The sequence below is a fragment of the Nocardioides sp. Z13_37 genome (assembly GCF_058355585.1).
The window spans coordinates 597,718-623,732 of the sequence record NZ_JBZGDV010000002.1 but is presented as its reverse complement, the minus strand read 5'-3'; the positions used below and the strand labels follow the sequence as shown (position 1 = coordinate 623,732).

The 26,015-nt window shown below is 73.4% G+C and carries 26 protein-coding genes; 11 read left to right on the top strand and 15 right to left on the bottom strand.

Annotated features, from left to right (window positions below; genetic code table 11):
- Positions 1 to 72: 72 nt before the first annotated feature.
- The gene (locus AC4H2S_RS07990; RefSeq protein ID WP_491496753.1) at positions 73 to 933 is read left to right on the top strand and encodes a 3-methyladenine DNA glycosylase; all 861 of its coding nucleotides are present in this window, start codon (positions 73 to 75) and stop codon (positions 931 to 933) included.
- Positions 934 to 944: 11 nt separating this feature from the next.
- Here the strand turns inward: AC4H2S_RS07990 and AC4H2S_RS07985 are convergent, their stop codons facing one another.
- Positions 945 to 1,379: a hypothetical protein gene (locus AC4H2S_RS07985; protein ID WP_491496430.1), complete on the bottom strand. Its 435-nt coding sequence runs from the start codon at positions 1,377 to 1,379 to the stop codon at positions 945 to 947.
- 8 nt (positions 1,380 to 1,387) lie between these two features.
- Positions 1,388 to 2,029, bottom strand: coding sequence for a sulfotransferase family protein (locus AC4H2S_RS07980; protein ID WP_491496429.1), 642 nt, complete (start codon positions 2,027 to 2,029; stop codon positions 1,388 to 1,390).
- Between the two features lie 52 nt (positions 2,030 to 2,081).
- Between AC4H2S_RS07980 and AC4H2S_RS07975 the strand changes: the two genes are divergently transcribed.
- Positions 2,082 to 2,690, top strand: a complete 609-nt coding sequence (locus tag AC4H2S_RS07975) for a pentapeptide repeat-containing protein (protein ID WP_491496428.1) — start codon at positions 2,082 to 2,084, stop codon at positions 2,688 to 2,690.
- A 63-nt stretch (positions 2,691 to 2,753) separates the two neighbouring features.
- Here AC4H2S_RS07975 and AC4H2S_RS07970 read toward each other — a convergent pair whose 3' ends face one another.
- Positions 2,754 to 3,314, bottom strand: a complete 561-nt coding sequence (locus AC4H2S_RS07970) for a TetR family transcriptional regulator (RefSeq protein WP_491496427.1) — start codon at positions 3,312 to 3,314, stop codon at positions 2,754 to 2,756.
- Between the two features lie 111 nt (positions 3,315 to 3,425).
- On the opposite strand from AC4H2S_RS07970, the gene AC4H2S_RS07965 reads away from it, so the two are divergent.
- The 3 genes from AC4H2S_RS07965 to AC4H2S_RS07955 are packed head-to-tail and all read left to right on the top strand — an operon-like array spanning position 3,426 to position 5,371.
- Positions 3,426 to 4,031 (top strand): biotin transporter BioY, encoded by a 606-nt coding sequence (locus AC4H2S_RS07965; RefSeq protein ID WP_491496426.1) that lies wholly within the window; start codon positions 3,426 to 3,428, stop codon positions 4,029 to 4,031.
- A gap of 12 nt (positions 4,032 to 4,043) precedes the next feature.
- The gene (locus AC4H2S_RS07960) at positions 4,044 to 4,742 is read left to right on the top strand and encodes an energy-coupling factor ABC transporter ATP-binding protein (protein ID WP_491496425.1); all 699 of its coding nucleotides are present in this window, start codon (positions 4,044 to 4,046) and stop codon (positions 4,740 to 4,742) included.
- Positions 4,739 to 5,371, top strand: a complete 633-nt coding sequence (locus AC4H2S_RS07955; RefSeq protein ID WP_491496424.1) for an energy-coupling factor transporter transmembrane component T family protein — start codon at positions 4,739 to 4,741, stop codon at positions 5,369 to 5,371. Before AC4H2S_RS07960 ends, AC4H2S_RS07955 begins: the two co-directional genes overlap by 4 nt.
- Positions 5,372 to 5,379: 8 nt before the next feature.
- On the opposite strand, the gene AC4H2S_RS07950 is transcribed toward AC4H2S_RS07955, so the two are convergent.
- From AC4H2S_RS07950 to AC4H2S_RS07940, 3 genes are read right to left on the bottom strand one after another with little or no spacing between them, the layout of a single operon-like run.
- Complete coding sequence (locus AC4H2S_RS07950; RefSeq protein ID WP_491496423.1) at positions 5,380 to 5,766, bottom strand: VOC family protein; 387 nt, start codon at positions 5,764 to 5,766, stop codon at positions 5,380 to 5,382.
- 10 nt (positions 5,767 to 5,776) lie between these two features.
- Complete coding sequence (locus AC4H2S_RS07945; protein ID WP_491496422.1) at positions 5,777 to 7,183, bottom strand: amidase; 1,407 nt, start codon at positions 7,181 to 7,183, stop codon at positions 5,777 to 5,779.
- 29 nt (positions 7,184 to 7,212) lie between these two features.
- Positions 7,213 to 7,767: an NAD(P)H-dependent oxidoreductase gene (locus tag AC4H2S_RS07940; RefSeq protein ID WP_491496421.1), complete on the bottom strand. Its 555-nt coding sequence runs from the start codon at positions 7,765 to 7,767 to the stop codon at positions 7,213 to 7,215.
- A 72-nt stretch (positions 7,768 to 7,839) separates the two neighbouring features.
- Between AC4H2S_RS07940 and AC4H2S_RS07935 the strand changes: the two genes are divergently transcribed.
- Positions 7,840 to 8,427 carry a TetR/AcrR family transcriptional regulator gene (locus AC4H2S_RS07935; RefSeq protein WP_491496420.1) on the top strand — a complete coding sequence of 196 codons (588 nt, stop codon included), beginning with the start codon at positions 7,840 to 7,842 and terminating at the stop codon, positions 8,425 to 8,427.
- Between the two features lie 34 nt (positions 8,428 to 8,461).
- Here AC4H2S_RS07935 and AC4H2S_RS07930 read toward each other — a convergent pair whose 3' ends face one another.
- Positions 8,462 to 9,160 (bottom strand): DUF305 domain-containing protein, encoded by a 699-nt coding sequence (locus AC4H2S_RS07930; RefSeq protein ID WP_491496419.1) that lies wholly within the window; start codon positions 9,158 to 9,160, stop codon positions 8,462 to 8,464.
- Positions 9,161 to 9,308: 148 nt separating this feature from the next.
- On the opposite strand from AC4H2S_RS07930, the gene AC4H2S_RS07925 reads away from it, so the two are divergent.
- Positions 9,309 to 11,726 (top strand): Ig-like domain repeat protein, encoded by a 2,418-nt coding sequence (locus AC4H2S_RS07925; protein WP_491496418.1) that lies wholly within the window; start codon positions 9,309 to 9,311, stop codon positions 11,724 to 11,726.
- Between the two features lie 78 nt (positions 11,727 to 11,804).
- Here AC4H2S_RS07925 and cimA read toward each other — a convergent pair whose 3' ends face one another.
- The 4 genes from cimA to AC4H2S_RS07905 all read right to left on the bottom strand — a co-directional run bounded on the left by cimA (position 11,805) and on the right by AC4H2S_RS07905 (position 17,835).
- Positions 11,805 to 13,385, bottom strand: coding sequence for a citramalate synthase (cimA, locus tag AC4H2S_RS07920; protein ID WP_491496417.1), 1,581 nt, complete (start codon positions 13,383 to 13,385; stop codon positions 11,805 to 11,807).
- A 359-nt stretch (positions 13,386 to 13,744) separates the two neighbouring features.
- Entirely contained in the window at positions 13,745 to 15,052 is a 1,308-nt protein-coding gene (locus AC4H2S_RS07915) for a circularly permuted type 2 ATP-grasp protein (RefSeq protein ID WP_491496416.1), read from the bottom strand.
- 349 nt (positions 15,053 to 15,401) lie between these two features.
- Positions 15,402 to 16,013, bottom strand: a complete 612-nt coding sequence (locus AC4H2S_RS07910) for a DUF5709 domain-containing protein (protein WP_491496415.1) — start codon at positions 16,011 to 16,013, stop codon at positions 15,402 to 15,404.
- Between the two features lie 70 nt (positions 16,014 to 16,083).
- A complete protein-coding gene (locus tag AC4H2S_RS07905; protein ID WP_491496414.1) occupies positions 16,084 to 17,835 on the bottom strand; it encodes a serine/threonine protein kinase in 1,752 nt (583 codons plus the stop codon).
- A 110-nt stretch (positions 17,836 to 17,945) separates the two neighbouring features.
- Here AC4H2S_RS07905 and AC4H2S_RS07900 point away from each other — a divergent pair, with 110 nt between their 5' ends.
- The 3 genes from AC4H2S_RS07900 to AC4H2S_RS07890 all read left to right on the top strand — a co-directional run bounded on the left by AC4H2S_RS07900 (position 17,946) and on the right by AC4H2S_RS07890 (position 20,499).
- The gene (locus AC4H2S_RS07900; RefSeq protein WP_491496413.1) at positions 17,946 to 18,299 is read left to right on the top strand and encodes a TraR/DksA family transcriptional regulator; all 354 of its coding nucleotides are present in this window, start codon (positions 17,946 to 17,948) and stop codon (positions 18,297 to 18,299) included.
- Between the two features lie 64 nt (positions 18,300 to 18,363).
- Positions 18,364 to 19,869, top strand: a complete 1,506-nt coding sequence (locus tag AC4H2S_RS07895) for an HNH endonuclease signature motif containing protein (protein ID WP_491496412.1) — start codon at positions 18,364 to 18,366, stop codon at positions 19,867 to 19,869.
- Positions 19,870 to 20,115: 246 nt separating this feature from the next.
- Positions 20,116 to 20,499, top strand: a complete 384-nt coding sequence (locus AC4H2S_RS07890; RefSeq protein WP_491496411.1) for a hypothetical protein — start codon at positions 20,116 to 20,118, stop codon at positions 20,497 to 20,499.
- A gap of 244 nt (positions 20,500 to 20,743) precedes the next feature.
- Here AC4H2S_RS07890 and nhaA read toward each other — a convergent pair whose 3' ends face one another.
- From nhaA to AC4H2S_RS07870, 4 genes are read right to left on the bottom strand one after another with little or no spacing between them, the layout of a single operon-like run.
- Positions 20,744 to 22,630 carry a Na+/H+ antiporter NhaA gene (gene nhaA / locus AC4H2S_RS07885; protein WP_491496410.1) on the bottom strand — a complete coding sequence of 629 codons (1,887 nt, stop codon included), beginning with the start codon at positions 22,628 to 22,630 and terminating at the stop codon, positions 20,744 to 20,746.
- 36 nt (positions 22,631 to 22,666) lie between these two features.
- Positions 22,667 to 23,740: a branched-chain amino acid aminotransferase gene (locus AC4H2S_RS07880; RefSeq protein WP_491496409.1), complete on the bottom strand. Its 1,074-nt coding sequence runs from the start codon at positions 23,738 to 23,740 to the stop codon at positions 22,667 to 22,669.
- Between the two features lie 25 nt (positions 23,741 to 23,765).
- Positions 23,766 to 24,854, bottom strand: a complete 1,089-nt coding sequence (locus AC4H2S_RS07875; RefSeq protein WP_491496408.1) for a 3-isopropylmalate dehydrogenase — start codon at positions 24,852 to 24,854, stop codon at positions 23,766 to 23,768.
- Positions 24,855 to 24,864: 10 nt separating this feature from the next.
- Positions 24,865 to 25,014 (bottom strand): hypothetical protein, encoded by a 150-nt coding sequence (locus AC4H2S_RS07870; protein ID WP_491496407.1) that lies wholly within the window; start codon positions 25,012 to 25,014, stop codon positions 24,865 to 24,867.
- Between the two features lie 421 nt (positions 25,015 to 25,435).
- Here AC4H2S_RS07870 and AC4H2S_RS07865 point away from each other — a divergent pair, with 421 nt between their 5' ends.
- Entirely contained in the window at positions 25,436 to 26,002 is a 567-nt protein-coding gene (locus tag AC4H2S_RS07865; RefSeq protein WP_491496406.1) for an O-methyltransferase, read from the top strand.
- Positions 26,003 to 26,015 lie beyond the last annotated feature (13 nt).

Below are 26,015 nucleotides of genomic sequence, written 5' to 3'. Positions count from 1 at the left end.
GCCGCCGCACGTCGAGTGCCCTCGAGGCGGTCCGACGGGGGCGGCGGCACTAGCCTTGGGTCGGTGCACGTGCTGTCAGCCGCCGAGTGGCGTCCCCTCGCCGAGGCGCACGCCGCCCGGGTCGACGACCTCGTCGGGCCGCACCTCGCGCGCCGGGCGGGCCAGGTCCAGCACCCGGTGCACGACTTCTTGTTCACCTACTACTCCCAGCGGCCCGCCCAGCTGCGGCGCTGGCACCCGGGCCACGGCGTCGCGCTCGAGGACGCGGCGGAGCACGCCGGCCTCAAGGGCTACGCGGGCGACCCGGTCGCGGTCACCGACGCGTACGTCGCGTCCCAGCAGCCGCTGCTCAGCCAGCTCCACACCCTGCTGACCGCGACCGCCGCCCGGGCCCCGCAGCTCGGCTGCTTCGGCCTGCACGAGTGGGCGATGGTGCACCGCGCCGACCGGGTCCCCGGCGGCACCCGCCACGACCGGCCGCTGCGGCTGGGGCAGGAGGGCACCGACGCGGTCGTCGAGTCGCACCGCATCGCCTGCTCCCACTTCGACGCCTACCGCTTCTTCACCCCCACCGCCCGCCCGCTCAACCAGCTGCAGCCGGGCCGCGACGATCGTCCCGCCTTCGAGCAGCCGGGCTGCCTCCATGCCGGGATGGACCTGTACAAGCACGCCTTCCGGCTCACGCCGATGATCTCCAGCGAGCTGGTCGCCGACTGCTTCGAGCTCGCCCGCGACATCCGGGTGCTCGACATGCGCGCGGCGCCCTACGACCTGACCGACCTGGGCTACTCCCCCGTCAGGATCGAGACCGCCGAGGGCAAGCGGGAGTACGTCGAGGCGCAGCGCGGGTTCGCCGAGCGCGGCGCGCCCCTGCGCGCGCGGCTGGTCGCCGAGTGCGAGCGACTGCTGGCACTCGTCCGCGAGCCCGTCTGACCCTCGCCGGATCAGGACGCCTGGCCGACGGAGAGGTCGACGACCTCGAGGTCGGGATCGGCCGGTGGCTCGTCCAGGTCGAGGCAGGACCACGCGGTGACGTCGCCGTGCTCGTTGGACGCCCGCACGCACGGCCGGTCAGGCGCATCGGCGCGCACCTCGACCCCCACGCCGGCCGACGACGTGAAGCTCTCCCCGGCCAGCTCGACCGACTCGCCCGGCGCGAACTCGAGGGGCTCGGCCCGCCCCGTGGACAGCACGGACTGGTACTGCAGCCACTCCATCCGGCTCCGGTCGTCGTACATCGCGCGGGTGCGGTCGACCCGGGAGTCCACCTCGAGCACGACCGGGGTGAGGGCGGCGAAGAGCGCGGCGATCGCGAGGAGGCCGAGGGCCACGGGGCCCGGCCGACGGCTGCGGGCGTTGGGCGACGTACGGCTGGACATCTCGCTCCTCAGAACTCGTAGCCGAAGGCCTCGATGGTGTCAGCGAACACCGTCGCCACGCGCTCCCTGGAGGCAGGGGTGTAGAGCTCGCGGTAGTGCCCCGCCGGCCGGGCGTTGCCCTTGGCCCGCGGCAGGTCGGGCTCGCCGGGCAGCCCGAGGTGCGCCCAGACCTCGCGGAGCTCGGCGTCGAGGGTCTCGTAGCGCAGGACGCGGTCGAGCGCCATCTTGCCGCGGATGCGGTAGAGGCGGCGGTTGTTGGCCAGCTGCTCGATCCATATCTCCTGGACGTAGGTCTCGAAGTCGGGCAGCTCGGGCCGGTCCTTGTACTTCCAGAAGTAGAGCGAGACGACGGCGTCCCACGGGTTTCGCTCGATCGCGAAGGTGAAGTAGTCGTCGAACACCTCGGCGCCGACGAGGTCACGGGTGGCCTTGGCGCCCATGTGGTTGTAGGCCTTGCGCGGCAGCGGCGGGGACTGGAAGTTCTGCGGCGCACGGCCCCCGGCCGCCTGGCGCAGCTTCTCGTCCTCGGGGCTGATCTCGGTGATGATGTCGTCGGGACCGCATACCTTGGACAACGCGATCTCCACGCTCGTCCCCGCCGTCTTGCGGGTCTTGAGGAAGATGAAGCGGTGCTGGTGGGACGCGATCACGGGCACGACCCTATCCGTCGGACCGGACCGACCCCACGGCTACGGTGACGCCGTGATCGAGCCGAGGACAGCCACCGGGACCCATCTGCGCGGTGAGGACTGGTACGGCGACGACCTCGGCGCGGCGCGCTTCGTCGAGTGCACCTTCACCGATGTGGACCTCTCCGAGACGACCTCGTCGGGCGCCACGTTCGAGCGGTGCACCTTCCACGGCACCCGCTTCAACGACTCGGTGCACACCGCGACGGCGTTCGTCGGCTGCGACTTCCGCCGCGCGTCGTTCTTCGGCGCGACGCTCGACGGCTGCAAGCTCGTCGGCTCGGTCTTCTCCGAGTGCACGATGCGCCCGCTCACGGTCGTCGGCGGGTCGTGGCTCGGGGTGACGATCCGCGGCACCAACCTCTCGCGCCTCGACCTCACCGGCGTCGACCTGCGCGAGGCCGACCTGTCCCAGTCCGACCTCACCCTCACCGTGCTGGCCCGCGCCCGTCTCGACCGTGCCGTGCTGCGGCAGGCCACGCTGGACCGCACCGACCTCCGCGGCGCCGCCCTCGACGGCGTCGACCTCGCCGCCGCCGACCTCAGGCGTACGCGCCTCGACCTCGCCGGCGCCGTACTCCTCGCCGAGCTCCACGGCGCGGACGTCGACACCTCTGCCTGACTGGACACGTCCCGTCCCCGCTAGGACACCCGGATCCCGGCCGTTGAGCGGGGACGTCCCCGCTCAACCCCTGTCGCGCAGCCGCGCCCGCAACCCGTCGACGAGGAGGTCGAGCCCGAGGTCGAAGTCGGGCAGCGAGTCGAGGGAGCGCTCGACCGCGCCGAGGCGCACGGCCTGGCGGGCGGTCTGCTCCTCGAAGGCGTGGCCGAAGACGTAGTGCACGAGCGCGTGGGAGGCGACGGGCACGAGCTGTGCTGAGACGTCGGCGTCGGTGAGGACCTTCTCGAGCTCGGCCACCGGGGCCGCCGCGCCGAGGCCGAAGGCCCACACGGTCGCCACCACGTCGGCGCCGTCCGTGCAGGCGAGCATCGCCTCGCGCAGCTCGGAGCAGACCTCGCGCAGCCGGTCCGGCCACTCGGAGGCCGTACGCGGTCGCGCGCCGCGGGCGAGGATCTCGTCGGCCACCGCCGCCAGCAGGGCCTGCTTGCTCGGGAAGTGGTGGTAGATCGCGCTGGGCTGGACGTCGAGCTCGGCGCCGAGGCGTCGCATGGTCAGCGCGGCGAGCCCGTGGGCGTCGAGCAGGGCGACGGCGTGGTCGAGCACGTCGCTGCGCCTGTGCGCCACGCACCCTCCCGGTTCCTGGACGTCGTTGACGGGTCGTCGGCACCACCTTAACCTGAACACCGTTCAGCCTGAACAGCGTTCAGGTCGCCAGCCGACCCGCCGAGGACCCCCGTGACCGCCTCCACCCCCGACACCGTCGTCCACGAGCGGCACGCCCGCTCCTCCCCCACCCGCGACGTCGCGCTCGTCGCCGCGTTCGGGGCGCTGATCTGCGCCAGCGCCTACATCGGCGCCGTCCCGGTCGGGAGCGCCGGCGTGCCGATCACGCTCCAGACGCTCACGGTGATGCTGGCCGGCTGCGTCCTCGGCCCGCTGCGCGGCTTCTCCGCCGTCATGCTCTACCTCGCGCTGGGAGCCGTCGGCCTGCCGGTCTTCGCCGAGCACTCCTCGGGCATCGGGGTGTTCAGCGGGCCGAGCGGCGGCTACCTGGTCGCCTTCCCGCTGGCCGCCGCGCTCGCCGGCTTCCTGGTCGAGTACGTCGCCCGCGACCGCCGCACCCGGGCGATCGTCGTCTTCGCGTGCTCGTTCACCGCCAGCGCGCTGGTCATCCACGTCCTCGGGATCCTCGGGATGATGCGCTTCTTCGACATCTCCTTCGCCGAGGCCGCCGCCTACGACGCGCCGTTCTGGATCGGCGACGTGGTCAAGACCTCGCTGGTCGCGATGATCGCCGCCGAGGTGCACCGCGCGTTCCCCCAGCTGCTCCAGCGCGACTGACCGGGACGACGCATGGCATCGATCCACTTCGACCGCGCGGGGGCGCGCGTGCCCCTGCCGGGGCGCGGCGAGCGCGAGATCCTGGCCCCGACGACGCTCACGCTGACCGAACGTCGCATCGCCGTCGTCGGCGCAAACGGCTCGGGCAAGTCCACGCTCGCGCGCATGGTCAACGGGCTGGTCCGGCCCACCACCGGGCGGGTCACGGTCGACGGCCGCGACGTCGCCCGCGAGGGCGCCGCCGTGCGGCGGCGCGTGGGCTTCTGCTTCACCGACCCGGCGGCGCAGCTGGTGATGCCGACGTGCGTGGAGGACGTCGAGCTGTCGCTGCGGCGCACGATCAAGGATGCGGGCGCGCGGCGCGAGCGCGCGATGGCGGTGCTCGCGGCCAACGGCCTCCAGGAGCACGCGCACGACTCGGTCCACTCGCTCTCCGGCGGGCAGCGCCAGCTGCTCGCGCTCGCCGGGGTGCTGGCCCTCGAGCCGTCGGTGGTGGTAGCGGACGAGCCGACCACGCTGCTCGACCGGGCCAACACCCGCCGCGTCGGCGACGCGCTCCTCGGGCTCGACCAGCAGCTGCTGCTCGTCACCCACGACCTCGACCTGGCCGCCCGGTGCGACCGGGTGCTGGTGGTCGACGCCGCCCGCGTGGTCGCCGACGGCGCGCCGCGCGAGGCAATCGCCCACTACACCGGGCTGGTCGACGCGTGAGCGACCTGATGGCCGGGCTGCACCAGCCCGGCGACACGTTCCTGCACCGGCTGCCCGTCGGCGCCAAGGTGCTGGGGCTCGCGGTGCTGAGCCTCGCGGTCGTCGCGGTGCGTGACGTGCGTGCCGCGCCGGTGTTCCTGGCGGTGACCCTGCTGCTCGCCGCCGCGGCGCGGGTGCCGCTGCGCTCGGTGTGGCGCGCGGCGCGCGGCGTGCTGCTGATCGCGGCGGTCGCCAGTGCGTTCCAGTGGTGGTGGTACGGCCCGGGGAAGGCGGTCGAGACGTTCCTCGACCTGCTGACGCTCGGTCTCGCCGCCCTGTCGTTGACCGCGACGACGACGATCGACGCGATGGTCGACGCACTCTCGCGCTGGGCGCGGCCGCTGCGCCTCGTCGGCGTCGATCCCGAACGCGTCGCGCTCACCGTCGGCCTGACGATCGGGGCCCTCCCCGGCACGATCGCCATCGCCCGCGAGACCCGGGACGCCGCGCGGGCGCGCGGCGTGGAGCGCAACCCCCGGGCCTACCTGTCCCCGTTCGTGATCCGCGTCGTCGCCCGCGCCCACGAGTCGGGCGACGCGCTGCACGCGCGCGGCATAGGCGACGACGACGGCACGGGTCCGCCCGACTGACGTCCCGCTCAGCCCACGGGCTGGCTGACGAACCAGCGGTGCCCGAACGGGTCGCGGAACACCGCCAGGCGACCGGCCGTCGGATCGTCCTCCGGGCCTCGGTCGAGCGCGACGCCTGCCCCCGTGACACGGGCGCAGAGGTCGTCGACGTCGGCCACCTCGAGGTGCAACGACACCGCGGCCCCTCGCGACGGGTCGGGCGCGGCGACGCCGGCCGAGTCGAACTCGTCGGACATCATCCAGCGTCCGCCGTCCACGGCGAGCTCGACGTGGCCCACGCGCCCGTCGTCCATCACGATCGGCTCGAACACGACCTCGGCGCCCAGCACGTCGACGTACCACTCGATCGCGCGACGCGCGTCGTCGACGCAGAGGTACGGCGTCAGCTCACCCATGCCGCCCACCTCACCAGCCGGGCGGGCGCCTGTCCACCCACGCCCGACCGGATCCGGCCTGCGCTTCCTCCACCTGGGCGGCGACCGCGAGGAGCAGCTCCTCCTCGGCGGGGCGCGCAGCCAGCATCACGCCCACCGGGAGCCCGTCGTCGGTCCAGTGCAGCGGCAGCGACACGGCCGGCATGCCCGTGACGTTCCAGGCGCTCGTCCACGGCGTGAACGCCTTCTGCTGGGCGAAGTCGCGCGCCGGGTCGGCGTCGTCGCGCAGCTCGCCGACCAGCGCCGGCGGCCGGGCGAGGGTGGGCGTGAGGACGACGTCGTACGGCGCCAGGGCGGCCAGCGCGGCGGCGGCGTGGCGGCGCATCCGTCCGATGGCGAGGGCGAACTCGGGGCCGCTGACCGCGTGGCCGAGGCCACCCAGCCACCGCGTCAGCGGCCGCAGCCGGTCCTCGCGGCCCGGCGGGACGGGCGACAGGGCGGTGAGCACCGACCAACAGGTCTCGAAGGCCTCCGTCGCCTCGGGCGGGATCGGCACCGGCACGTCCTCGACGTCGTGGCCGAGCGACTCCAGCAGCCGCGACGCGTCGTCCCACGCCGTGACGCTCGCGGGGTGGACGTCGGTCTGCGCGATGACCGGGGTGATGAAGCGCGCGACGCGCAGCCGGCCGGGCTCGCGGTCGCAGGCGTCGAGGAAGCTCCCCGACGGCGCCGGCGCCCAGTACGGGTCGCCCACCCGGCGCCCCGCGAGGACGTCGAGGAGGGCCGCCGTGTCGCGGACGGTGCGCCCCAGGGTGCCGGGCGTGGCGAGCCCGGTGGGATCGCCGTACGTCGGGGCGCCGCTGATGCGCCCGCGCGTGGGCTTGAGTCCGACGAGCCCGCAGCACGCGGCCGGGGTGCGGACGGATCCGCCCCCGTCGGAGCCCGGCGCGACGGGCAGCAGCCCCGCCGCGACCGCGGCGGCCGCACCGCCGGACGAGCCGCCCGCAGTGCGCGTGGTGTCCCACGGCGTCACGGCGGGCGGTGCGACGTCGGGCTCGGTGTAGCAGGGCGAGCCGAACTCCGGTGTGTTCGTCTTGCCCAGGCTCGGCATGCCGGCCGCCTCGACGGTGAGCACGAGGTCGTCGGAGGCGTCGGGCACGTGGTCGGCGTACGCCGCCGAGCCGAAGGTGGTGCGGACCCCCGCCGTGGGATGCAGGTCCTTGATGCCGGTGGGCACGCCCCAGAGCGGGCCGGCGTCGGCGGGCCGGCCCTGCTCGGTCAGCCGGCGGGCGTGGTCACGTGCCAGGTCGTGGGTGGGCGTGATGAAGGCGCCCACCCGGTCGGCACGGCCCGCGTAGTGCTCGACCAGCTCGAGCGGGGTCAGCTCGCCGCGGCGCACGGCGTCGCCCTGCTCGAGCGCGGTCAGGTCGTGGAGCACATCACCGACCGTACCGTCGGGTGCCGATCTCAGGCGGCGGCGTCGGTCTCGTGCGCGACGAGCGCGTCGAGGGCGCCCAGGAACCGCTGCACGGCCGCCTCGTCCTCCAGCGGGTCGCCCGCGACGGCGGACTCGTCGACGACGATGCCCTCCACGACGATGGCCCCGGCGATGGTGGCCGAGTGCCGCGCGTGCTCGTGCGACCACTTGCCGCCGTACGGCGTGGGGGTGGCGCCGATGGCCGCGAAGGGCTTGCCGACGATGGCGCCCTGGCCGTAGGGGCGCGAGAGCCAGTCGATGGCGTTGTTGAGCACGGCCGGCATGGTGCCGTTGTACTCCGGCGTCACCGCCAGCACGCGGTCGGCGCTCGCGACGGCCTCGCGCAGGGCAACGGCCGCGGGCGGCACGGTGTCGCCGTCGAGCTCCTCGTTGTAGAACGGGACGGCGTCGAGGCCCTCCACGACGTCGACGGCCACCCCGGCGGGGGCGTGGGCACGGAGGTGCTCGGCGATGCGGCGGTTGAGGGAGCCGGCGCGGTGGGAGCCGAGCAGGACGGCGACGCGGGTCTGCGTGTCAGTGGTCATACTGGGCTAAACGGACCGCGGTCCGCTTGTATTCCGGTCTCGGCGGACTTTCCTGTCTCCTACGCTGGCGGGGTGACCCGCCTGCTGCCGATGGCCGACGACCCCGCGCCGGAGCGGGCCGACGCGGCGCGCAACCGCGAGGCCATCCTCGCAGCCGCACTACGGCTGGTGGAGACCCACGGGGTCAGCGCCGTGACGATGGACACGGTCGCGGCCGAGGCGGGGGTGGGCAAGGGGACGCTGTTCCGCCGCTTCGAGAGCCGCGAGGGCCTGATGGCCGCCGTGCTCAACGAGTCGGAGACCGCGTGGCAGGCCAGCGTCATCTCGGGCCCGCCGCCGCTGGGGCCCGGCGCGCCGCCCCTCGAGCGGCTGCTGGCCTTCGGTCACTCGCGGCTGCGCGCCAACCTGCTCAACAGCGACCTCATCGCGGCGGCCGGCCGGCCCGGCGCACGCTCCACGGCCGCGCTGTCGTTCGCCAACCTGCACGTGCGCCACCTGCTGCGCGAGCTCGGCGTCACCGGCGACCTGCTGATGCTCGCCACCGCGCTCCTCGCCCCCCTGGAGATGGTGGTGCTCGAGCAGCAGGTCGTGCGCGAGAACATCTCGATCGAACGCGTCGAGGCCGGTTGGGACGACCTGGTGCGGCGCGTGGTCGGCTGACCCCGGGCGGGTGCCGCGGGGCCGCCGGCCGGGCTCAGCCGTCGAGGGACAGCAGCTGGCGCTTCATCGCCGCGATCTCGACGGCCTGGTCGCTGGCGATGTGGCTGGCCAGCTGGAAGACCGCGGACTCCTGGCCGCCCCGGCCACCGGCGAGGAGCGTCTCCACCATCACGATGGCGCCCTCGTGGTGGCGGATCATCAGCTGCAGGAAGAGCCGGTCGAAGTCGCGCCCACGCGCCGCCGCCAGCTCCGCCATCTCCTCGGGCGTTGCCATCCCCGGCATGTCGGCGTGGTCGCCGTGCTCGTCGCCGTGCTCGTCGTCCCCGGAGGCGTGGTCGTCCTGCCCGCCGCCCGCACCCTCACCGCGGCGGGTCAGCCACCCCTCGAGCTGGTCGAGCTCGTCGACCTGGGAGATCTCGATCCGCTCGGCGACCGTGAGGAGGTCGCGGTCGCCGGCCCGGTCCGGCACCAGTGCGGTCATCTCCAGGGCCTGCGCGTGGTGGGGGATCATCTCCTCCACGAACGCGACGTCGGCCGCGGTGTACGTCGGTTCGGCGAGGGCCTCCGCCTCCTCCGGCGACAGGGTCTTGCCGGGCTCGCCCGGTGCGCCGAGATGGACGACGGGCGCCCCGTTCTCGGCCTCGCGCGGGGGCTCGTCGTTGGTGCAGCCCGAGGCGCCCAGCGCCATCGCGACCCCCACGACGACGGCTCCCATCCTCACCAGCGCGCTCATGTGGACTCCATCTTCCGCTCGAGATGCGACCAAGGGATGCTGGCGGTCGGCGCCGGTCGTCGCTACGTTTCTCGACATACTAGGTCGACCGGCCGCGGCTCATGCCCGGCCATCCGGGCGACCCCGTCTCGGAAGAAGGTCGCCACCCATGACGCCACCACGTCGCCCTCGTCGATTCCGCCGCCCGGCCCTCGCGGCGAGCCTCGCCGCGCTGGTCGCGGCGCTGCTGCCCGCCGCGGCCAGCGCAGCCGACGACCCCCGCATCGGCCTGGCCCCGGGCTACCTCCCCTACTCGGACGCGAGCAGCAACATCGAGCTGCTCGACAACAACCCGCGTGAGGGTGTGTTCGACGGTCCGCCGGGCGGTTCGAGCATCAACTCCGACCTCGCCTTCACCGGCGACCACGCCATCGTCGGCAACTACCTGGGCTTCCAGGTCTACGACGTGTCCGACCCGGCCGACCCCACCCTGAGCGGCTCGTTCGTGTGCCCCGGCGGGCAGGGCGACGTGAGCGTCTTCGGCGACCTGCTGTTCTTCTCGGTCGAGCAGACCTCGGCCCGCGTCGACTGCGGCACCCAGGGTGTGGAGGGCTCGGTGAGCCCGGAGCGGTTCCGCGGCATCCGGATCTTCGACATCTCCGACCTCTCCGCCCCCGTCCAGGTGGGCGGCGTGCAGACCTGCCGCGGCTCGCACACGCACACGGTCGTCAGCGACCCGGACGATCCCGACAACGTCTACCTCTACAACTCCGGCACCGCCGGCGTGCGGTCGGGCGACGAGCTCGCCGGCTGCGAGAGCGTCAACCCCAACACCACCACCGGCCCCGTCACGACCGGCAACCCGGCCCAGTGGCGCATCGACGTCATCAAGGTGCCGCTCGCCGCGCCCGAGGACGCCGCCATCGTCAGCCAGCCGCGGATCTTCACCGACCCCGCGACCGGCGCCTACAACGGACTGCAGAACACGCTCCCCGGCACCCAGCACCCCTCGGGCACCAACTACTCGCCGCTGCCCAACACCAACACCTGCCACGACATCACCGCCTACCCCGAGCTCGGCCTCGCAGCCGGCGCGTGCCAGGGCAACGGCATCCTGCTCGACATCACCGACCCGGTGAACCCCGAGCGCATCGACGCGGTGTCCGACCCCAACTTCGCCTACTGGCACTCGGCGACGATCAACAACGACGGCACCAAGGTGATCTTCACCGACGAGTGGGGCGGCGGCTCGGGCGCACGCTGCCGCGAGACCGACCGGCCCGAGTGGGGTGCCGACGCGATCTTCGACATCGTCGACGGCAAGATGGCGTTCCGCAGCTACTACAAGCTCCCGGTGCCGCAGACCGCGCAGGAGAACTGCGTGGCCCACAACGGCTCGCTCGTCCCCGTCCCGGGCCGCGACATCATGGTCCAGGCGTGGTACCAGGGCGGTCTGTCGGTCATCGACTTCACCGACTCCGCCAACCCGGTCGAGCTCGCCTACTACGACCGCGGGCCCGTGAACACCCCCAACCCCACCAGCCTCAACCTGGCCGGCTTCTGGTCGACCTACTGGTACAACGGCCACATCTTCGGCTCCGAGATCGCGCGCGGCTTCGACGCCTTCGCGCTCACGCCGAGCGACCTGCTGTCGGCCGACGAGATCGGCGCCGCGGGCGAGGCGGTCGTCGAGGAGTTCAACGCCCAGCACCAGACGACGCTGCGCTGGGACCCGAGCTTCAACGTCGCCGGCTCCTCCCTCGACCAGGCGGCCCGTTCCGGCGCGCTGGCCGGCGAGACCCTGACGGCCGTCCGGGCGAGCTTCGGCACCGCCCGTGAGCTGTCCGCGCAGGGGGCCTCGTCGGCGCCCCTGGTCAGGTACCACCTCAACGCGGCGCGCCGACTCCTCGGCGACAACGTCGGCCAGGTCCAGGCCCGGCGTGCCATCACCGAGCTGCGCGACAGCCTGCCGTGCGAGGCCGGCTGCAAGCTGCCGACCAAGGTGGGCGCTGCGCACTCCCCCGAGCCGTCCACCTCCGGACAGGCGTCGACGGCGACGGTCACCGTCGACCGCGTCGGCACCGAGGGCGCCCTGCCCACGGGCAGCGTCGTGGTGACCGACAAGGCCGGCACGCAGCTCGGCAAGGCCACCCTGGCCCGGGGCACCGCCACGGTGGGCCTGCCCGCCGACCTTCCGGTGGGCACCCACACCCTGACCGCGGCCTACGCGGGCGACGACACCAACGCCGCCTCGTCGGCGACGTTCACCGCCACCGTCACCGCCGCGGCGCCGACCGGAAAGGTCACGTCCCGGACGAAGGTCACGGTCAAGCCGAAGAAGCCCCGGTTCAAGCAGGACGTCACCGTCGTGGTGGCCGTCAAGTCCCGCGGCGCCGACGCGACCGGCACGGTCACGGTCCGGATCGACGGCAATAAGGTCGGGGCCGCCCGGCTGTCCGACGGTCGGGTCGTCGTCAAGGTGAGGAAGAACCTGTCGCTCGGCAAGCACAAGGTGTCCGCGAGCTACGGCGGGTCCGACACCGTGACGAAGAGCCGGACCACGGCGACGTTCCGGGTCGTGCGCTGACCCGGCAGCGCTGCTGACGCAACGACACGAGGCCCCGGCGGAGAGATCCGCCGGGGCCTCGTCGTACGTCCCTCGACGTCAACGGTGGTGCCGGCGCAGGCCGAAGGTGAGGCCGTCGACCAGAGCGCCCCACGACGCCTCGATCACGTTGGCTCCGACGCCGACGGTGACCCACGACGACTCACCGTCGGTGGTCTCGATGAGCACCCGCGTGATCGCGTCGGTGCCGTGGCCCTGGTCGAGGATGCGGACCTTGTAGTCGATCAGCTCGAACTTCGCGACCTCCGGGAAGGCCTGGCCGATCGCCTCGCGCAGCGCGGCGTCGAGGGCGTTGACCGGACCGTTGCCCTCGCCCGTCACGACGTAGCGCACGCCCGCCGAGCGCAGCTTGACCGTCGCCTCGGAGATCGCCTCGCCGTCGGTGCGGGTCTCGGTGATGACGCGCCAGGACTCGACGCCGAAGTAGGACGGGCGCGCGCCCTCGACCTCCTCGGCGAGCAGCAGCTCGAAGGACGCGTCGGCGGCCTCGAAGGTGTAGCCGCGCTGCTCGAGCTGCTTGACCCGGTCGGTGACCCGGGTGACCAGCTCCCGGTCGTCGGACAGGTCGTAGCCGAGCTCGCGGCCCTTGAGCTCGATGGACGCGCGCCCGGCCATGTCGGAGACGAGCAGGCGCATGTCGTTGCCGACGACCATCGGGTCGAGGTGCTGGTAGAGGTCGGGGTCGACCTTGATCGCGCTGGCGTGCAGCCCGGCCTTGTGCGCGAACGCCGACGTGCCGACGTAGGGCTGGCGCGAGGCCGGCGGGACGTTGGTGACCTCGGCGACCGCGTGCGCGATGCGGGTGGCCTCGCGCAGCAGGCCCTGGGGCAGCACGGCGCGGTCGAGCTTGAGCTCGAGGTTGGCCACGACGGTGACGAGGTCGGCGTTGCCGGTGCGCTCGCCGTAGCCGTTGATGCAGCCCTGCACGTGCGTCGCGCCGGCCGCGACCGCCGCGAGGGAGTTGGCCACTGCGCAGCCGCTGTCGTTGTGGGCGTGGATGCCGACGCGCGCGCTGGTGGTCTCGATGACGTCGAGCACGACGTCGGAGACCCAGTCGGGCAGCATCCCGCCGTTGGTGTCGCACAGCGCGACCACCTCGGCGCCCGCCTCGGCGGCGGTGCGCAGGACCTCGAGGGCGTAGTCGCGGTTGGCGCGGTAGCCGTCGAAGAAGTGCTCGGCGTCGAGGAACACCGTCTGGCCCTCCGCGCGCAGGTGGCTGACCGTGTCGCGCACCATCGCGAGGTTCTCCTCGAGCGTGGTGCGCAGGGCGAGCTCGACGTGCCGGTCGTGTGACTTCGCGACCAGGGTGACCACGCCCGCGCCCGAGTCGCGCAGGGCCGCGACGAGCGGGTCGTCCGCCGCGCGTACGCCCGCCCGGCGGGTCGCGCCGAACGCCGCGAGCCGCGCGTGGCGCAGGTCGAGCTCCTCGCGGGCCCGGCGGAAGAACTCGGTGTCCTTGGGGTTGGCGCCCGGCCAGCCGCCCTCGATGTACCCCACGCCCAGGCCGTCGAGCTGCTTGGCGATGCTCAGCTTGTCGGCGACGGAGAGGTTGAGGCCCTCCTGCTGGGCGCCGTCGCGCAGGGTGGTGTCGTAGACGTGGAACGAGCCGTGCAGGTCCATCGGAGGTCTCTCGGTCGGTGCGGTCGGGGCAGAAAAAAACCTCCTGGGGTGCAGGAGGTGGGCGCGGCGGGTGTTCCCGTCGCGCTAGGCAATGATGATGGTGAGGGTGCTCACGAGGCCCATCGTGCCACCGATCGACGTGCGGTGAGACGGACGTCTCGGAATCCGGTCGCCGCGGGTCACGTCGCGTCGAGGCTCGCGCGCCGGTCGGCGCCGACCTCCGACGCGGTGAACCTCCTGCGGTACATGAGCAACAACTGCGACCTCGCGAGCGCCGTCGAGGCGGAGGGGCTCGGCGTGGCGCTGGTCAGGAGCGACCTCGGCACGTCGGCGACCCGGGGCCGGGCGGCGTTGGCGGGCTAGCGCACCCAGGTCGCCTTCGCGCCGCCGTCCTGCGAGGAGTTGACCACCATCTGGCCCTCCTCGAGTGCGACGCGGGTCAGGCCGCCGCGGGGCACGGTCACGTCGCGGCCGTCGAAGAACACGAAGGGCCGCAGGTCGACGTGGCGCGGCTGCGGCACGCCGTCGACGATCGTGGGCTGCGTGGAGAGGGACACGACGTCCTGCACGATCCAGCGCTGCGGCTCGCTGCGCATGGCCTCGCGGGTCGTCGCCAGCTCCTCCTGCGACGCCGACGGCCCGATCACCACGCCCTGGCCACCGGCGCCGTCGCGCGGCTTGGCCACCAGGTCGGGGAGGCGATCCAGCGCCTCCTGCAACCGGCCGGCGTCGGTGAGGTCGTAGGTGCGCACCGAGCGCACCTGCGGCTCCTCGTGGAGGTAGTAGCGGACCATGTCGTCGACGTGGGCGTAGACCGACTTGTCGTCGGCGACGCCGGTGCCGTAGCAGTTCACCATGCCGACGCGACTGGCCTGCCACGGCGCGAGCAGCCGGCCCGCGACGTCGGCGGCGGGATCGGTGGCGCGCAGCCCGTCCTGCTCGGTGCGCCGGTAGACCGCGCGCACCGGCGTCCCGTCGGCCAGCCGCAGCCCGTCGCCGTCGGGCCGCAGGCCGTCGAGCTCGACCAGCGCGAGCCCCGCCTCGTCGGCGAGGCGGCGGTGCTCGTAGTAGGCGGAGTTGTCCGGACCGTCGGTCAGCAGCACCAGCGCGCCCTCGCCGTCGGGGTTGGTGGCCTCGAGGCAGCCGCGCAGCGCCGAGGCGCACTCCTCGAGGCCGGCCGGCTGCTCGACGTCCAGCACCTCCGACACGGCCTCGGAGACCGCCATCGCGTACGCCATCCCGGACGGCGTGCGGACGTTGTCCTCCAGCACCAGCAGGGTGCCGCTCTCGTCGCGGACCACGTCGAAGCCGGCGACCGAGATCCAGGCACCCGCCACCGGCGCGCTGCCGCGGAGGTCGGGCTCGAGGTAGGGGGTGGCGTCCAGGACGTGGGCGGGCACGACGCCGTCGCTCACGCAGCGGCGCTCGGCGTAGACGTCGGCCACGAAGGCGTCGAGGGCGCGGATGCGCTGCGCCAGCCCAGCCGAGAGGAGCTCCCACTCCTCGGCGTCGAGCAGGCGCGGGACGGGGTCGGCACGGAAGGCATGGCCTCCTGCCCCACCGAAGCGGACCCCGCGCTCCTCCAGCACGGCGTTCACGCGTCGGCTCAGGTCGTCGCGCTCGCCGGGGGACGAGGGACGCTCGGTCGGGTCGGGGTGGGATGTCATCGCCCCTGTCTACCGACAAAGGGCGGCGAGCGCTCATCCGCGGGGGGACCGGCGCCCACCCCAGACGGGCTGCTACGGCACGCGTGCCGAGGGCTCGAGTGGGTATCGGCGACATGACCGACCACGAGCTCCCCCTGGACAGCTACGACAACCTGGCTCCCGGCTCGATCGAGTCCCGCTCGCACGCGCTCGACCCGGCCGGCGAGGCTCCCGCCGCCTCGATGACCGAGGGACCGCCTGTCAACCCGCCGTCGCACGCGACCCGACCAATCCCGCCCAGCCGCGCGGCTGAGGCGGTCGGACGCGCGCGAGCCCCCGACCCGCCCGGGCCGGGGGCTCGCGCGATGGTTCACTCGGTGCCGGCGGGCTCCTCGTCCACGACCTCCGCGTCGAGCAGCACCGGGTCGTCGGCGACCGGGTCGTCGACGACGTGGACCGCGGCCTCCTCGGCTCCGGCCGCGGCACCGTCGATGCCCACGTCCTCGGCGACGAGGTCCTTCTCGGTGTCGGTGCGTGCGCCCTCGTCCTCGGCGACGAGACGGCCCGCGCGCTCGCCCTCGGCCGCCTCGACGTCGGCCTGGACGGCCTCGCCGTCGCTCGAGTCCTCCGCCACGAGCGGGGCCAGCTCGCCCCGGTCGGCCTCCTCGGCCGCCTGCTCGTAGGGGTCGGGCTCGACGACCTCCTGCTCCACCCGTTGGTCGAGCGACTCCCCCATGCTCTCCTCGAGCGGGGTGTTGCCGTAGCCCTGCGCCGCGGACCACTTCTCCGGCGGCGAGTAGCCCTCGTCCAGGGGCTCGGCCAGGCCCCGGTCGTCGACGAGGCTGTCACCCTCACCCTGCGGCTGGTTCTCGTCGTCGACGCTGTAGCCGTGGTAGCTCTCGTTGTCGGTGGTGTCCCCGGTGACGTCCACCGCGGGGTCCGTGCCGATCTCGGTGCCGATGTCGGGCTGGTCGGAGCTCATCAGTCCTCCTGCTGTCGGTGGGTGAACCCGTCAGGTACCCCCGACGCCCGCCGCTACACGGCGAGGTCCGTCACAGCCAGGCGGGCAGGCGCACGCCGGAGAACGGCGCGGAGTCGTCGGGCGCCCAGTTGGTGCCCTGTGCGGTCGCGGCCGCGGCCAGGCCGGAGCCGGCCGCCGCGACGAGCAGGGTGGCGAGCAGCCACGGCACACCGCGGCGGGCGAGCGGGTCGAGCAGGCGGTGGACCGGCGAGCGGAGCCGCTCGGAGCCCGGACCCCACCAGGTCGAGATGGCGAAGACGACGCCGATCGCGGCGAGCGAGGTGGTCATCGACAGCGACGCCGCGAAGCAGATCAGCGCCACGGCGCACGCGATGCCCGCGCTCCACAGGAAGAGCACCAGCGAGCCCCCGGCGCCGGCCACCGCGTGCCACGGCGCGGACAGCAGCACCTGGATGCCGTCGTACCAGCGCGCCCCGCGTCGGTCGCGACGGCTGCCGGCGGACGCCGCGGCGAGCGAGCCGCTGCGCAGCAGCCAGACCACGACGAAGAGGACGCCGAATGCGACGTAGGGGGCGAGGGTGATGGCGCCGGCCACGACGCCGCCGAGGGCCAGCAGGGTGAGCGAGCGACGCACGCGCTGGCCGGTCGGCACCTGCGCGCGCTCGGGCGGCCCGTAGTCGGAGACGTACTCGACCGAGCCGTCGGGCAGGACGCGCGTGTGGCGGTGGGGCGCGGTGGCGGCGTCGCCCCACCCGATGGTCGCGTCGTCGTCGCGCCACGCGTCGGTGCGGTCGTCGTCGCGCCAGTCGTGGGCCGGAGCGTCGTCGTGCCAGTCGTCCGTGCGGTCGTGGCCGGGGTGGTCCCAGTCGTCGGACCAGTGCACGGGCTCCGCGGGCGCGCCGGGCGCGACGGTGCCGACGCGGGTCGGTGCCTCGAGGTCCTGCCGGACGCCGGCGACGTAGGGCAGGGTGATCGGGCCGGACGTGCGGCGGGCGGGCTCCGATCCGACCGACGAGCCGAGGTCGTCGAGCCAGTCGCGCACCTCCGTCAGGGAGGGCCGGTCGGCGGGCTCCGGGGCGAGGGCCTGCTCCACCAGCTCGAGCATGTCGGGGTCGAGGCCGACCAGGTCGTGCTCGCCGCGGCGCACGCGGTCCATCACCGCCACCGACGGACCGCGGCCGAACGGCGCGCGACCCGTGCCGGCGTACGCCACCGTCGCTGCCCAGGCGTGCACGTCGGAGGCGGCCGTGGCGTCGTCGCCGTAGAGGATCTCGGGGGCGAGGTATCCCGGCGTGCCGAGCAGCCAGCCGTTCATGGTGATGCGCGAATCCTCCGCGACCCGGGCCAGGCCGAAGTCGATGAGGATCGGCGTGCGGCCCTCCATGATCACGTTGGACGGCTTGATGTCGCGGTGCAGCACGCCGACGGAGTGGACGGCCTCGAGCGCTTCGGCGAGGCAGTCGGCGAACCAGACCAGGTCGTCGCCCTCGAGCGCCCCCTCCTCCTGCACGTGGTCGTGGAGAGAGAGGCCCGGGACGTAGCGCGTGGCGACGTAGGGGATCTCGCCGAAGGGGTCGGCGTCGACGATCTCGGCGATGCGGCGACTGCGGACGCGGCTGAGCGAGCTGACCTCACGGGCGAGCCTGCGACGCGCCTCGTCGTCGCCGACCACGTGCGGGCGCAGCACCTTGATCGCCACGGGGCGCTCCCCCGGCCGCTGGCCGAGGTGAACCACTCCCATGCCGCCCTCGCCGAGGCGGGCTCGCAGGGCGTAGCCGCCCACCGTCAGGCCGGGCGGCGGCGCCTTCGGGGACGTCGTCACGGCACGAGGATAGTGCCGCAGGCGTCGGATCCCCGTGATCGCGGCTCCCGCGGCGCAGCCGGTGGCGGCTCGCACGCGGCGCTGTCGGTGCCGTCGGCGACCATGGTGTGGTGGACGAGACACGGCGACGGTTGGCCGACGAGCGCGACCAGGCCCTCGCGCGCCTGGCCGGCCTGACCGGCGACTACGACGCCGTCGTCGCGGCGTCCCTCGACACCAACGCCGACGACGAGCACGACCCCGAGGGCGCCACCATCGCGTTCGAGCGCTCGCAGATCGGCGCCCTCGTCCGGCAGGTGCGAGGCCGCGTGGCCGAGGTGGATGCGGCGCTGGAGCGGGTCGACGCCGGCACCTACGGAGTGTGCGAGTCGTGCGGGCGACCGATCGGCGACGCACGGCTCGAGGCGCTCCCGGCAGCGCGCACCTGCATCCGGTGTGCGGGGCGCGACCCGGGCTCGCGCTGACCGCACCTGTCTGCTCGGGGGGGTGTCCGGCCCTGCCGACCCGGTCCGTCGTGGGGGGTGCCGGGTGGTCCCGTCCCCGCCGCGAGCCACGCCCGGCGTCACCCCTCCACAGATCGGCGACGGCGGGCGAATGTCGGTGGTCGACGGTAGAATCGAACACACGATCGAGACGCTGGCGTGGCCACGGGCGGGTGGGGTCGAGGACCTCACCGCCGGTGACCTGCTCGCCTCGATCAAGAGGTCGCGCGAGACCGAGAACGCCGAGGCCGCGCGCCAGCTCGTCCTCGCCGCGAGGTGGGCCGACCCGCACCCGCCGGAGTCGATCCACTCCGCCGCGACGTTCACGGTGGCGGGATGTGAGCACGAGGAGCCCATCGCCGGCGAGGACACGCCGCTGGTCGCGGAGTTCTGCGTCGCAGAGCTCGGCTCGGTGCTCGGCGTCTCGACCGTGTCCGCGAAGAGGCTCATCGGCCACGCACTCGAGCTGCGCCACCGCCTGCCGCGACTGTGGACCCAGGTCCACTCCGGCAGGGTGCCAGCATGGCGGGCCCGGGCGGTCGCCGAAGCGACGATCCACACCACCCCGGCGCTCACTCGTGAGGCGGCGGCGTACGTGGACGCGCAGGTGGCCGCCGTCGCCGGGCGCATTGGCCCGGCGCAGCTCGACCGGCTCGTCGCCGAGACCATCAAGCGCTACGACCTCGCCGCGCCCGACCCGGCCTCCGATCCGGAGGACGGCTACCTCTACGTCGACCCCCGCCACGCCACCCTCCACGACCAGGAGGTCCACTTCGCGGGCACGATGTGGTTCGAGGCAGAGCTCGACATGGCCGACGCCATCGACCTCGACCGCGCGCTCGCCCACGGCGCCGCCACCCTGGCCGCGCTCGGCTCCGCGGAGTCGCTCGACGCGCGCCGTTCCGCAGCCCTCGGCGACCTGGCCCGGACGCAGGCCGCCCTCGACCTCCACCACCAAGGCGCCACCGCGACGTGCTCCGCGGACGGGCTGCCGGTCGCGCGGGAGGTCGTGCTGCACGCCCATCTCGACGCCAGCCTCTCCGGCGACGCCACCGTCTTCGGTCCGACCGGTCGCCTGGAGGAGGGCCAGCGGCTCGTCCTGCTCGACCAGATCAAGGACTGGTGTGCCGACTCTCGCACCAAGATCACCATCAAGCCGGTCATCGACCTCAACGCGAGCCTGCACACCGACGCCTACGCGGTCCCCGACCGGCTCCGCGACCAAGTCGTTCTCCGGGACCGCACCTGTGTGTTCCCGTGGTGCACCCGCCCCGCCAGGGGCTGCGATGTCGACCACGTCATCGCCTACGACCACGACGCCGCAGCCGAGGGCAGACCACAGGCCGGCCCTACCCAGACCGACAACCTCGCCGTCTTGTGCCGGTCCCACCACCGCCTCAAGACCCACACCGCCTGGCGCTACGAGATGACCGCGCCCGCCACGTACGAGTGGACCAGCCCCCACGGCCACCGCTACCGCCGCGACGCATCGGGCACCACCGCACTCGACCCACTGGCGCCACCCGGCATCCCGCGCCCCCGCCGACCATGACCCCGCCCCACACCCCGCCACTCACGGTGACGGGGCCTGAGCATGTCGTGGAGCACCGAGCGTCGACGCGAGGCTCGCGCAACATGCCCTGACAGCGCGTGACCCGTTTCCCAGACCGTGACCGCCCCGTCGTGGTGGGATCGACCCCACGACACATGGGGGCCTCACGGTGGCGAGGTCACGCCCTACCCGACCCGCGAGCTGTCGTGTCTTCGGCGCACATGGTTGCGTCGCAACCTGCCCTTGGTGCTGGCCATGGTCGCGTTCCACGGCGCCGCCGTCGGCCTCTCGACGTGGTGGGGCTCGGCCTTCGGCAACCCGTACGCCTGGTACGCCTGGTACGCCATCGGCCTCGTGCACGCCGGGCTCAGCGCGGCGCTTCCGCACCTGCTCAACAGCGCCGTCACCACCCACGAGCCCCGCGCTGTCTTCCAGCTGCGAGGCGCATGGGGCGAGGACAACAACCGGACGGCACTGGCGCGCGCCAAGAGGAAGGGACTGCGCTGGGGATGGGTCGACCGCATCACCGTGCGGGTCGGCGACCTCGACCACATCGGGGTCACCCGAAACGGCGGCGCCGTCCTGAAGAACGACGGGCGGGGCGACACCGCACCGCGGGCACGTGAGTGACCGTCGCGTCCTGCATCGTGCTGTGGGGCCCGGCCAGGCTCTCGGTGCCCGACGACCAGGTCATCGACGGCGTGCACTTCGTCAATGGCCGCGGCCTCCTGCACTTGGCTCGGCCGGCTTCCTCTGTCACCCGTCACCGGGGACGCGGCGATCGACCTGCTGTCCCGCTCACCGACTACCGCGACTCAGTCGACGCTCGCGGCTGAGCCGTCCTTCTCCGGTCCGCCATCCGGCGACACAGGGGTCAGCCGATCGGCCGAGGCGAGTCCTCCGACTGCTCGAGCGCCGCGATCAGCGTCCGGGCGTCGTGGGGGCCGATGTGGCGGGTCTGGCCGATGAAGAAGGTGGGGGTGCCCCGCACGCCGCTCTCCTCGGCCGACGCGACGTCCTGGGCGACGTGGCGGGCCAGCTCCTCGTCGTCGAGGTCGCGGAGGAACTGCTCGACGTCGAGGGCCAGGTCGGCGGCGTAGCCGGCGAGGTCCTCCAGCTCGAGCTCGTCCTGGTGGGCGAAGAGCAGCTCGTGCATCTCCCAGTAGCGGCCCTGCCGCGCCGCGGCCTCCGCCGCGAGCGCGGCCAGCTCGGCGTGCGGGTGGACCGGGAGCGGCAGGTGGCGGGTGACGTAGCGCAGCCGGTCGCCGAAGTGCGCGCGCAGCTCGTTGCCGACCCCGCTGACGCGGGCGCAGAACGGGCACTCGTAGTCGAGGTACTCCACGAGCGTCAGCGGCGCGTCGACCGGTCCGAGGACGTGGTCGCGCGCGGGGTCGACCGGCCGGCTCAGGGTCGTCGGCAGGGCGGCGTCGCCCTGGCCGAGGAAGCGGGCCGCGAAGCGGAACGCGAGCCAGCCGGCCAGACTCGCCAGCGCGGCGGCGAGCAGGACGCCGACGCGGGCCTCGTCCTGGAGCCGGGACGACTCGAAGGCCAGGCTGATGATCAGCAGCGACACCGTGAAGCCGATGCCCGAGAGCGCGCCGCCGGCCAGCGTGTGCCCCAGGCCCACGCCCTGCGGCAGGCGTCCCCAGCCGAGCCGCACGCTGGCCCAGGCGCCGGCGAAGATGCCGACCGACTTGCCGACCACGAGTCCCAGCACGATGCCCCACATCAACCGCGAGCCCAGCGCGTCGCCGAGGACGCCGTCGCGGAGGTCGACGCCGGCGTTGGCCAGCGCGAAGACCGGTACGACGACGTTGCTGGTCGGGGCGTGCAACGCCTCCTGGAGCCGCTCGTTGACCGAGATGGCCCGCGTCAGCGAGCGCCTCGCCGCCCGCTGCACGCCCGGCATCGGCGACTGCCGGAACGCACGGAAGCTGCGCGCCGCGTCCTCCACGTCGGAGCGCCGCGGGTCGAGCGCGGGGACCAGCAGGCCGCTCAGCATGCCGGCGATCGAGGCGTGCACGCCCGACTCCAGCGTGGCCACCCAGAGCACGAGCACGACCAGCACGTAGGGCGCCGCCTGCCACACGCCCGCGCGGCCCAGCCCGACCAGCACGAGCAGGCACGCCGCGGCGATCGCCAGCGACCCGAGCGAGAGGTCGTCGGAGTAGACGACGCCGATGACGCTGACGGCGACGATGTCGTCGATGACGGTGAGGGTCAGCAGGAAGATCCGCAGCTGCGTCGAGACCGCCGGCCCTACGAGCGCCATCACGCCGAGCAGGAAGGCGGTGTCGGTGCCGATGACCGCGCCCCAGCCGGCCGCGGCCTCGCCGGAGGGGTTGAGGGCCAGGAAGATCGCGGCGGGAACGAGCATGCCGGTCGTGCCCGCGACCAGCGGCACCACCACCCGGCTGCGGTCGACGAGCTCGCCGATGGCGAACTCCTTGCGGACCTCGAGGCCGATGACGAAGAAGAAGACGACCATCAGGCCGTCGTTGATCCAGTGGTGCAGGTCCATCGTGAGCCCGCCCTCGCCGAAGCGGACGGACAGCTCGGTGTGCCACAGGTCGACGTACGACTGCGACCACGGCGAGTTGGCCCAGACCAGCGCGACCAGCGCGGCGACCACGAGCAGGCCCGCCGAGCCGGACTCGGTGCGGATGAAGTCGCGCAGCGAGCGCGGGCTCTGCGCCTCGAACGCGACCGGCCCCCGGCAGGACGACTGGTCGGGGTCGCGGTCCGGTGGCGCCGTGCTCACCCGGATGAGGCTAGCGGGCGGATCACGGGTGTGCCCTCAGCAGACCTGGTGCATCCAGCCGAAGGAGTCCTCGGCGCGACCGAACTGCATGCCGACGAGGGCCTCGCGGATCTGCATGGTGAGCTCGGTGCTCGCCGGCGCCGGGGTCACGCTGCTGGGCGAGCGCAGCTCGCCGACCGGCGTGACGACCGCGGCCGTGCCGCACGCGAAGACCTCGGTGATGTCGCCGGACGCCACACCCTCGCGCCACTCGTCGATCGAGACCTTGCGCTCCTCGACCGCGTGGCCGAGCTTGCCGGCCAGCTCGATGATCGAGGCGCGGGTGATGCCCTCGAGGATGGTGCCGGTCTCGGGGGTGACGACCCGGCCGTCGGCGTGGACGAAGAACAGGTTCATCCCGCCGAGCTCCTCGATGTAGCGGAACTGCTGGTCGTCGAGGAACACGACCTGGTCGCAGCCCTGCTCGATCGCCTCGCGCTGGGCGGCCAGCGAGGCGGCGTAGTTGCCGCCGGTCTTGGCCGCGCCCATGCCGCCGCGCCCCGCGCGGGTGAAGGACTCCGACAGCCACAGGTTGACCGGCTTGATGCCGCCCTTGAAGTAGGCGCCGGCGGGCGATGCGATCACCATGAAGGTGACGTGCTCGGCCGGGCGCACGCCCAGGAAGGTCTCCGAGGCGAACATGAACGGCCTCACGTAGAGCGACTTCTCGCCCTCGCTCTCGGGCACCCACCGCTGGTCGGCCTGGACCAGGGCGTCCACGCACGCGACGAAGTCGTCGACCGGGAGCTCGGGGAACGCCAGGCGCCGCGACGAGCGCACCATCCGCTCGGCGTTCTGCTCGGGCCGGAACGTCCAGATCGAGCCGTCGTCGTGCCGGTAGGCCTTCATCCCCTCGAAGGTCTCCTGGGCGTAGTGCAGCACCGCGGTCGCCGGGTCGAGGGTCAGCGGGCCGTAGGGCTCGATGCGACCGGCGTGCCAGCCGTCGGCGGGCGTCCACTCGAGGGTGAGCATGTGGTCGGTGAAGTGCACGCCGAAGCCCGGGTTGGCGAGGATCTCCGCGAGGCGGGCGTCGTCGGCGGGTGCGGGGTTGGCGGTGGTGCTGATCTGCATGGGGTCAAACCTACTCAGGTGTGGCTCAGAGGCGAGCGGCGATGGCGTCCCCGACCTCGCTCGTCCGACGGCTCGTGCCGGGCGCGCGCTCGGTGAGGTCGGCCAGGACGGCCGCCTCGATCCGCGCGGCCGCCTCGGCGTGGCCGAGGTGGTCGAGCAGGAGCGCGCCGGACAGGATCGCGGCGGTCGGGTCGGCCTTCTGCTGGCCGGCGATGTCGGGGGCGGAGCCGTGGACCGGCTCGAACATGGACGGGGTGGTGCGGTCGGGGTTGACGTTGCCGGAGGCGGCCAGCCCGATGCCGCCGGTGACGGCGGCGGCGAGGTCGGTGATGATGTCGCCGAAGAGGTTGTCGGTCACGATCACGTCGAAGCGGGCCGGGTCGGTGGCCATGAAGATCATGGCCGCGTCGATGTGGATGTAGTCGGTGGTGACGTCGGGGTACTCGGCCCCGACCTGCTCGAAGAGCCGCCACCAGAGCGAGCCGGCGTTGACCAGCACGTTGGTCTTGTGGACCAGCGTGAGCTTCTTGCGCGCCCGGCCCTGCGCCCGGGCGAAGGCGTCGCGGACGACGCGCTCCACGCCGTAGGCGGTGTTGACCGAGACCTCGGTCGCCACCTCGGCCGGGGTGCCGACCCGCAGCGCGCCACCGTTGCCGGTGTAGGGACCCTCCGTGCCCTCGCGGACCACCACGAAGTCGATGTCGCCCTTCTCCAGCACCGACTCCGCCAGGGGTGAGGTGGAGCCGGGGAAGAGCCGCGACGGACGCAGGTTGACGTAGTGGTCGAGCTCGAAGCGCAGCCGCAGCAGCAGCCCGCGCTCGAGGATGCCCGGCGGCAGGCCGGGGTCGTTGGGCCGCCCGCCGACGGCTCCGAGCAGGATGGCGTCGTGCTCGCGGATCTCGGCGAGCACCGAGTCGGGCAGCACCTCTCCGGTGGCGAGGTAGCGCTCGGCGCCCAGGTCGTAGCGCGTCGTGTCGAACTTCACGGGGGCCGCGGCCTCGAGGACCTTCAGGGCCTCCGCGGTGACCTCGGGGCCGATGCCGTCGCCGGGGATGACGGCGAGGGTCGGGTTTCCGGTGTCGCGGGCGGCGGCGGGCTGCTGGGTCTCGGACATGCCGCGAAGGCTAGTTGTCGTCCGGACGCTGGCCACCACCGTCTCGCAGGTCAAGCGCCCGCTGGACGGCAGCCGCGGTGTTCTCGGCGCTGCGCGGGTTGTCGGGGTCGTGGGCGGCAGGGCCCCAGGTCTCGGGATACATCTGGTACATCTCGCTCACTCCTTGCGTGGTGCGTCGCTGAGGGGGGTGAGCCCGAAGCCGCCGACACCGCGGCGGGTGGGGAAGCAGGGGTACGGGGATCGCCCGGGCCCGGCTGCCGGCCGGCGAGGCGTGCGGGTCGCGCTGTGCTGCGCAGGACCCGCCGCGAAGGCGGAGACTTCGAGCTCGGCTGGGCTGGTGCCCAGCGGAGGGGGCGAAAGGCCGGGTGGCGGAACCTCGTCAACGCCGAACACCGCGACGAGGTGGCCTCTCTGTCAGGCCCCGCCGCGGCGATCGATAAGTACGAAGACGCTCCGCATGATGGACAGACCATACGACCGGGCGGGCGGTCCTCGCGCGGGGATGCCCCAACGTGTCAGATCGTGAGACGTGGGCCGGTGCACCGGGATCCCGGGCGAGGGATGACAGACTCGGCGACCTGATGTCTGCTCCCCCCGACCTCCCCCACATCGTCCAGCGTGCCTTCGACGTGTGCCGGCAGGCCGGCTACGTCGCGTTCTGCCGCAACGAGACCGGTCGCCTGCTGGCGACCCTCGCGGCGACCCGCGGCGGCACCATGGCCGAGTTCGGCACCGGTTGCGGGGTCGGGACGGCGTGGCTCCGCAGCGGCGTGCGCAACGGCGCCCGGATCCTCACCGCGGAGCTCGACGAGTCGCTGGCCGGGGCCGCATCGAAGATCTTCGACGACGACGCGAAGGTCGAGGTGCTCGCCGCCGACTGGAGCGTGCTGCGCGAGCACGGCCCCTTCTCGCTGCTGTTCCTCGACTCGGGCACCCCGTCCGAGGTCGGCGTCGACGCGATCGTCGACCTCGTCGAGCCCGGCGGCATCGTGGTGCTCGACGACTTCGCACCGTGCGAGTCCTGGCCGCCGATCACCTACGGCCGGGTCGACACGCTGCGCGAGCAGTGGCTCACCGACGAGCGGTTCACCGCGGTCGAGGTGATGGTCGCCGCGGACGCCTCGGCGGTCATCGCCACGCGCCGCTGAACCTCGCCCGCGA

Bases quoted from the DNA above. Each gene is read 5' to 3' on its own strand.
- AC4H2S_RS07985 (WP_491496430.1), bottom strand. From the start codon at position 1,379: ATGTCCAGCCGTACGTCGCCCAACGCCCGCAGCCGTCGGCCGGGCCCC.
- AC4H2S_RS07960 (WP_491496425.1), top strand. From the start codon at position 4,044: ATGGCATCGATCCACTTCGACCGCGCGGGGGCGCGCGTGCCCCTGCCG.
- AC4H2S_RS07950 (WP_491496423.1), bottom strand. From the start codon at position 5,766: ATGGGTGAGCTGACGCCGTACCTCTGCGTCGACGACGCGCGTCGCGCG.
- AC4H2S_RS07940 (WP_491496421.1), bottom strand. From the start codon at position 7,767: ATGACCACTGACACGCAGACCCGCGTCGCCGTCCTGCTCGGCTCCCAC.
- AC4H2S_RS07930 (WP_491496419.1), bottom strand. From the start codon at position 9,160: ATGAGCGCGCTGGTGAGGATGGGAGCCGTCGTCGTGGGGGTCGCGATG.
- AC4H2S_RS07925 (WP_491496418.1), top strand. From the start codon at position 9,309: ATGACGCCACCACGTCGCCCTCGTCGATTCCGCCGCCCGGCCCTCGCG.
- cimA (WP_491496417.1), bottom strand. From the start codon at position 13,385: ATGGACCTGCACGGCTCGTTCCACGTCTACGACACCACCCTGCGCGAC.
- AC4H2S_RS07915 (WP_491496416.1), bottom strand. From the start codon at position 15,052: ATGACATCCCACCCCGACCCGACCGAGCGTCCCTCGTCCCCCGGCGAG.
- AC4H2S_RS07910 (WP_491496415.1), bottom strand. From the start codon at position 16,013: ATGAGCTCCGACCAGCCCGACATCGGCACCGAGATCGGCACGGACCCC.
- AC4H2S_RS07880 (WP_491496409.1), bottom strand. From the start codon at position 23,740: ATGCAGATCAGCACCACCGCCAACCCCGCACCCGCCGACGACGCCCGC.
- AC4H2S_RS07875 (WP_491496408.1), bottom strand. From the start codon at position 24,854: ATGTCCGAGACCCAGCAGCCCGCCGCCGCCCGCGACACCGGAAACCCG.
- AC4H2S_RS07865 (WP_491496406.1), top strand. From the start codon at position 25,436: ATGTCTGCTCCCCCCGACCTCCCCCACATCGTCCAGCGTGCCTTCGAC.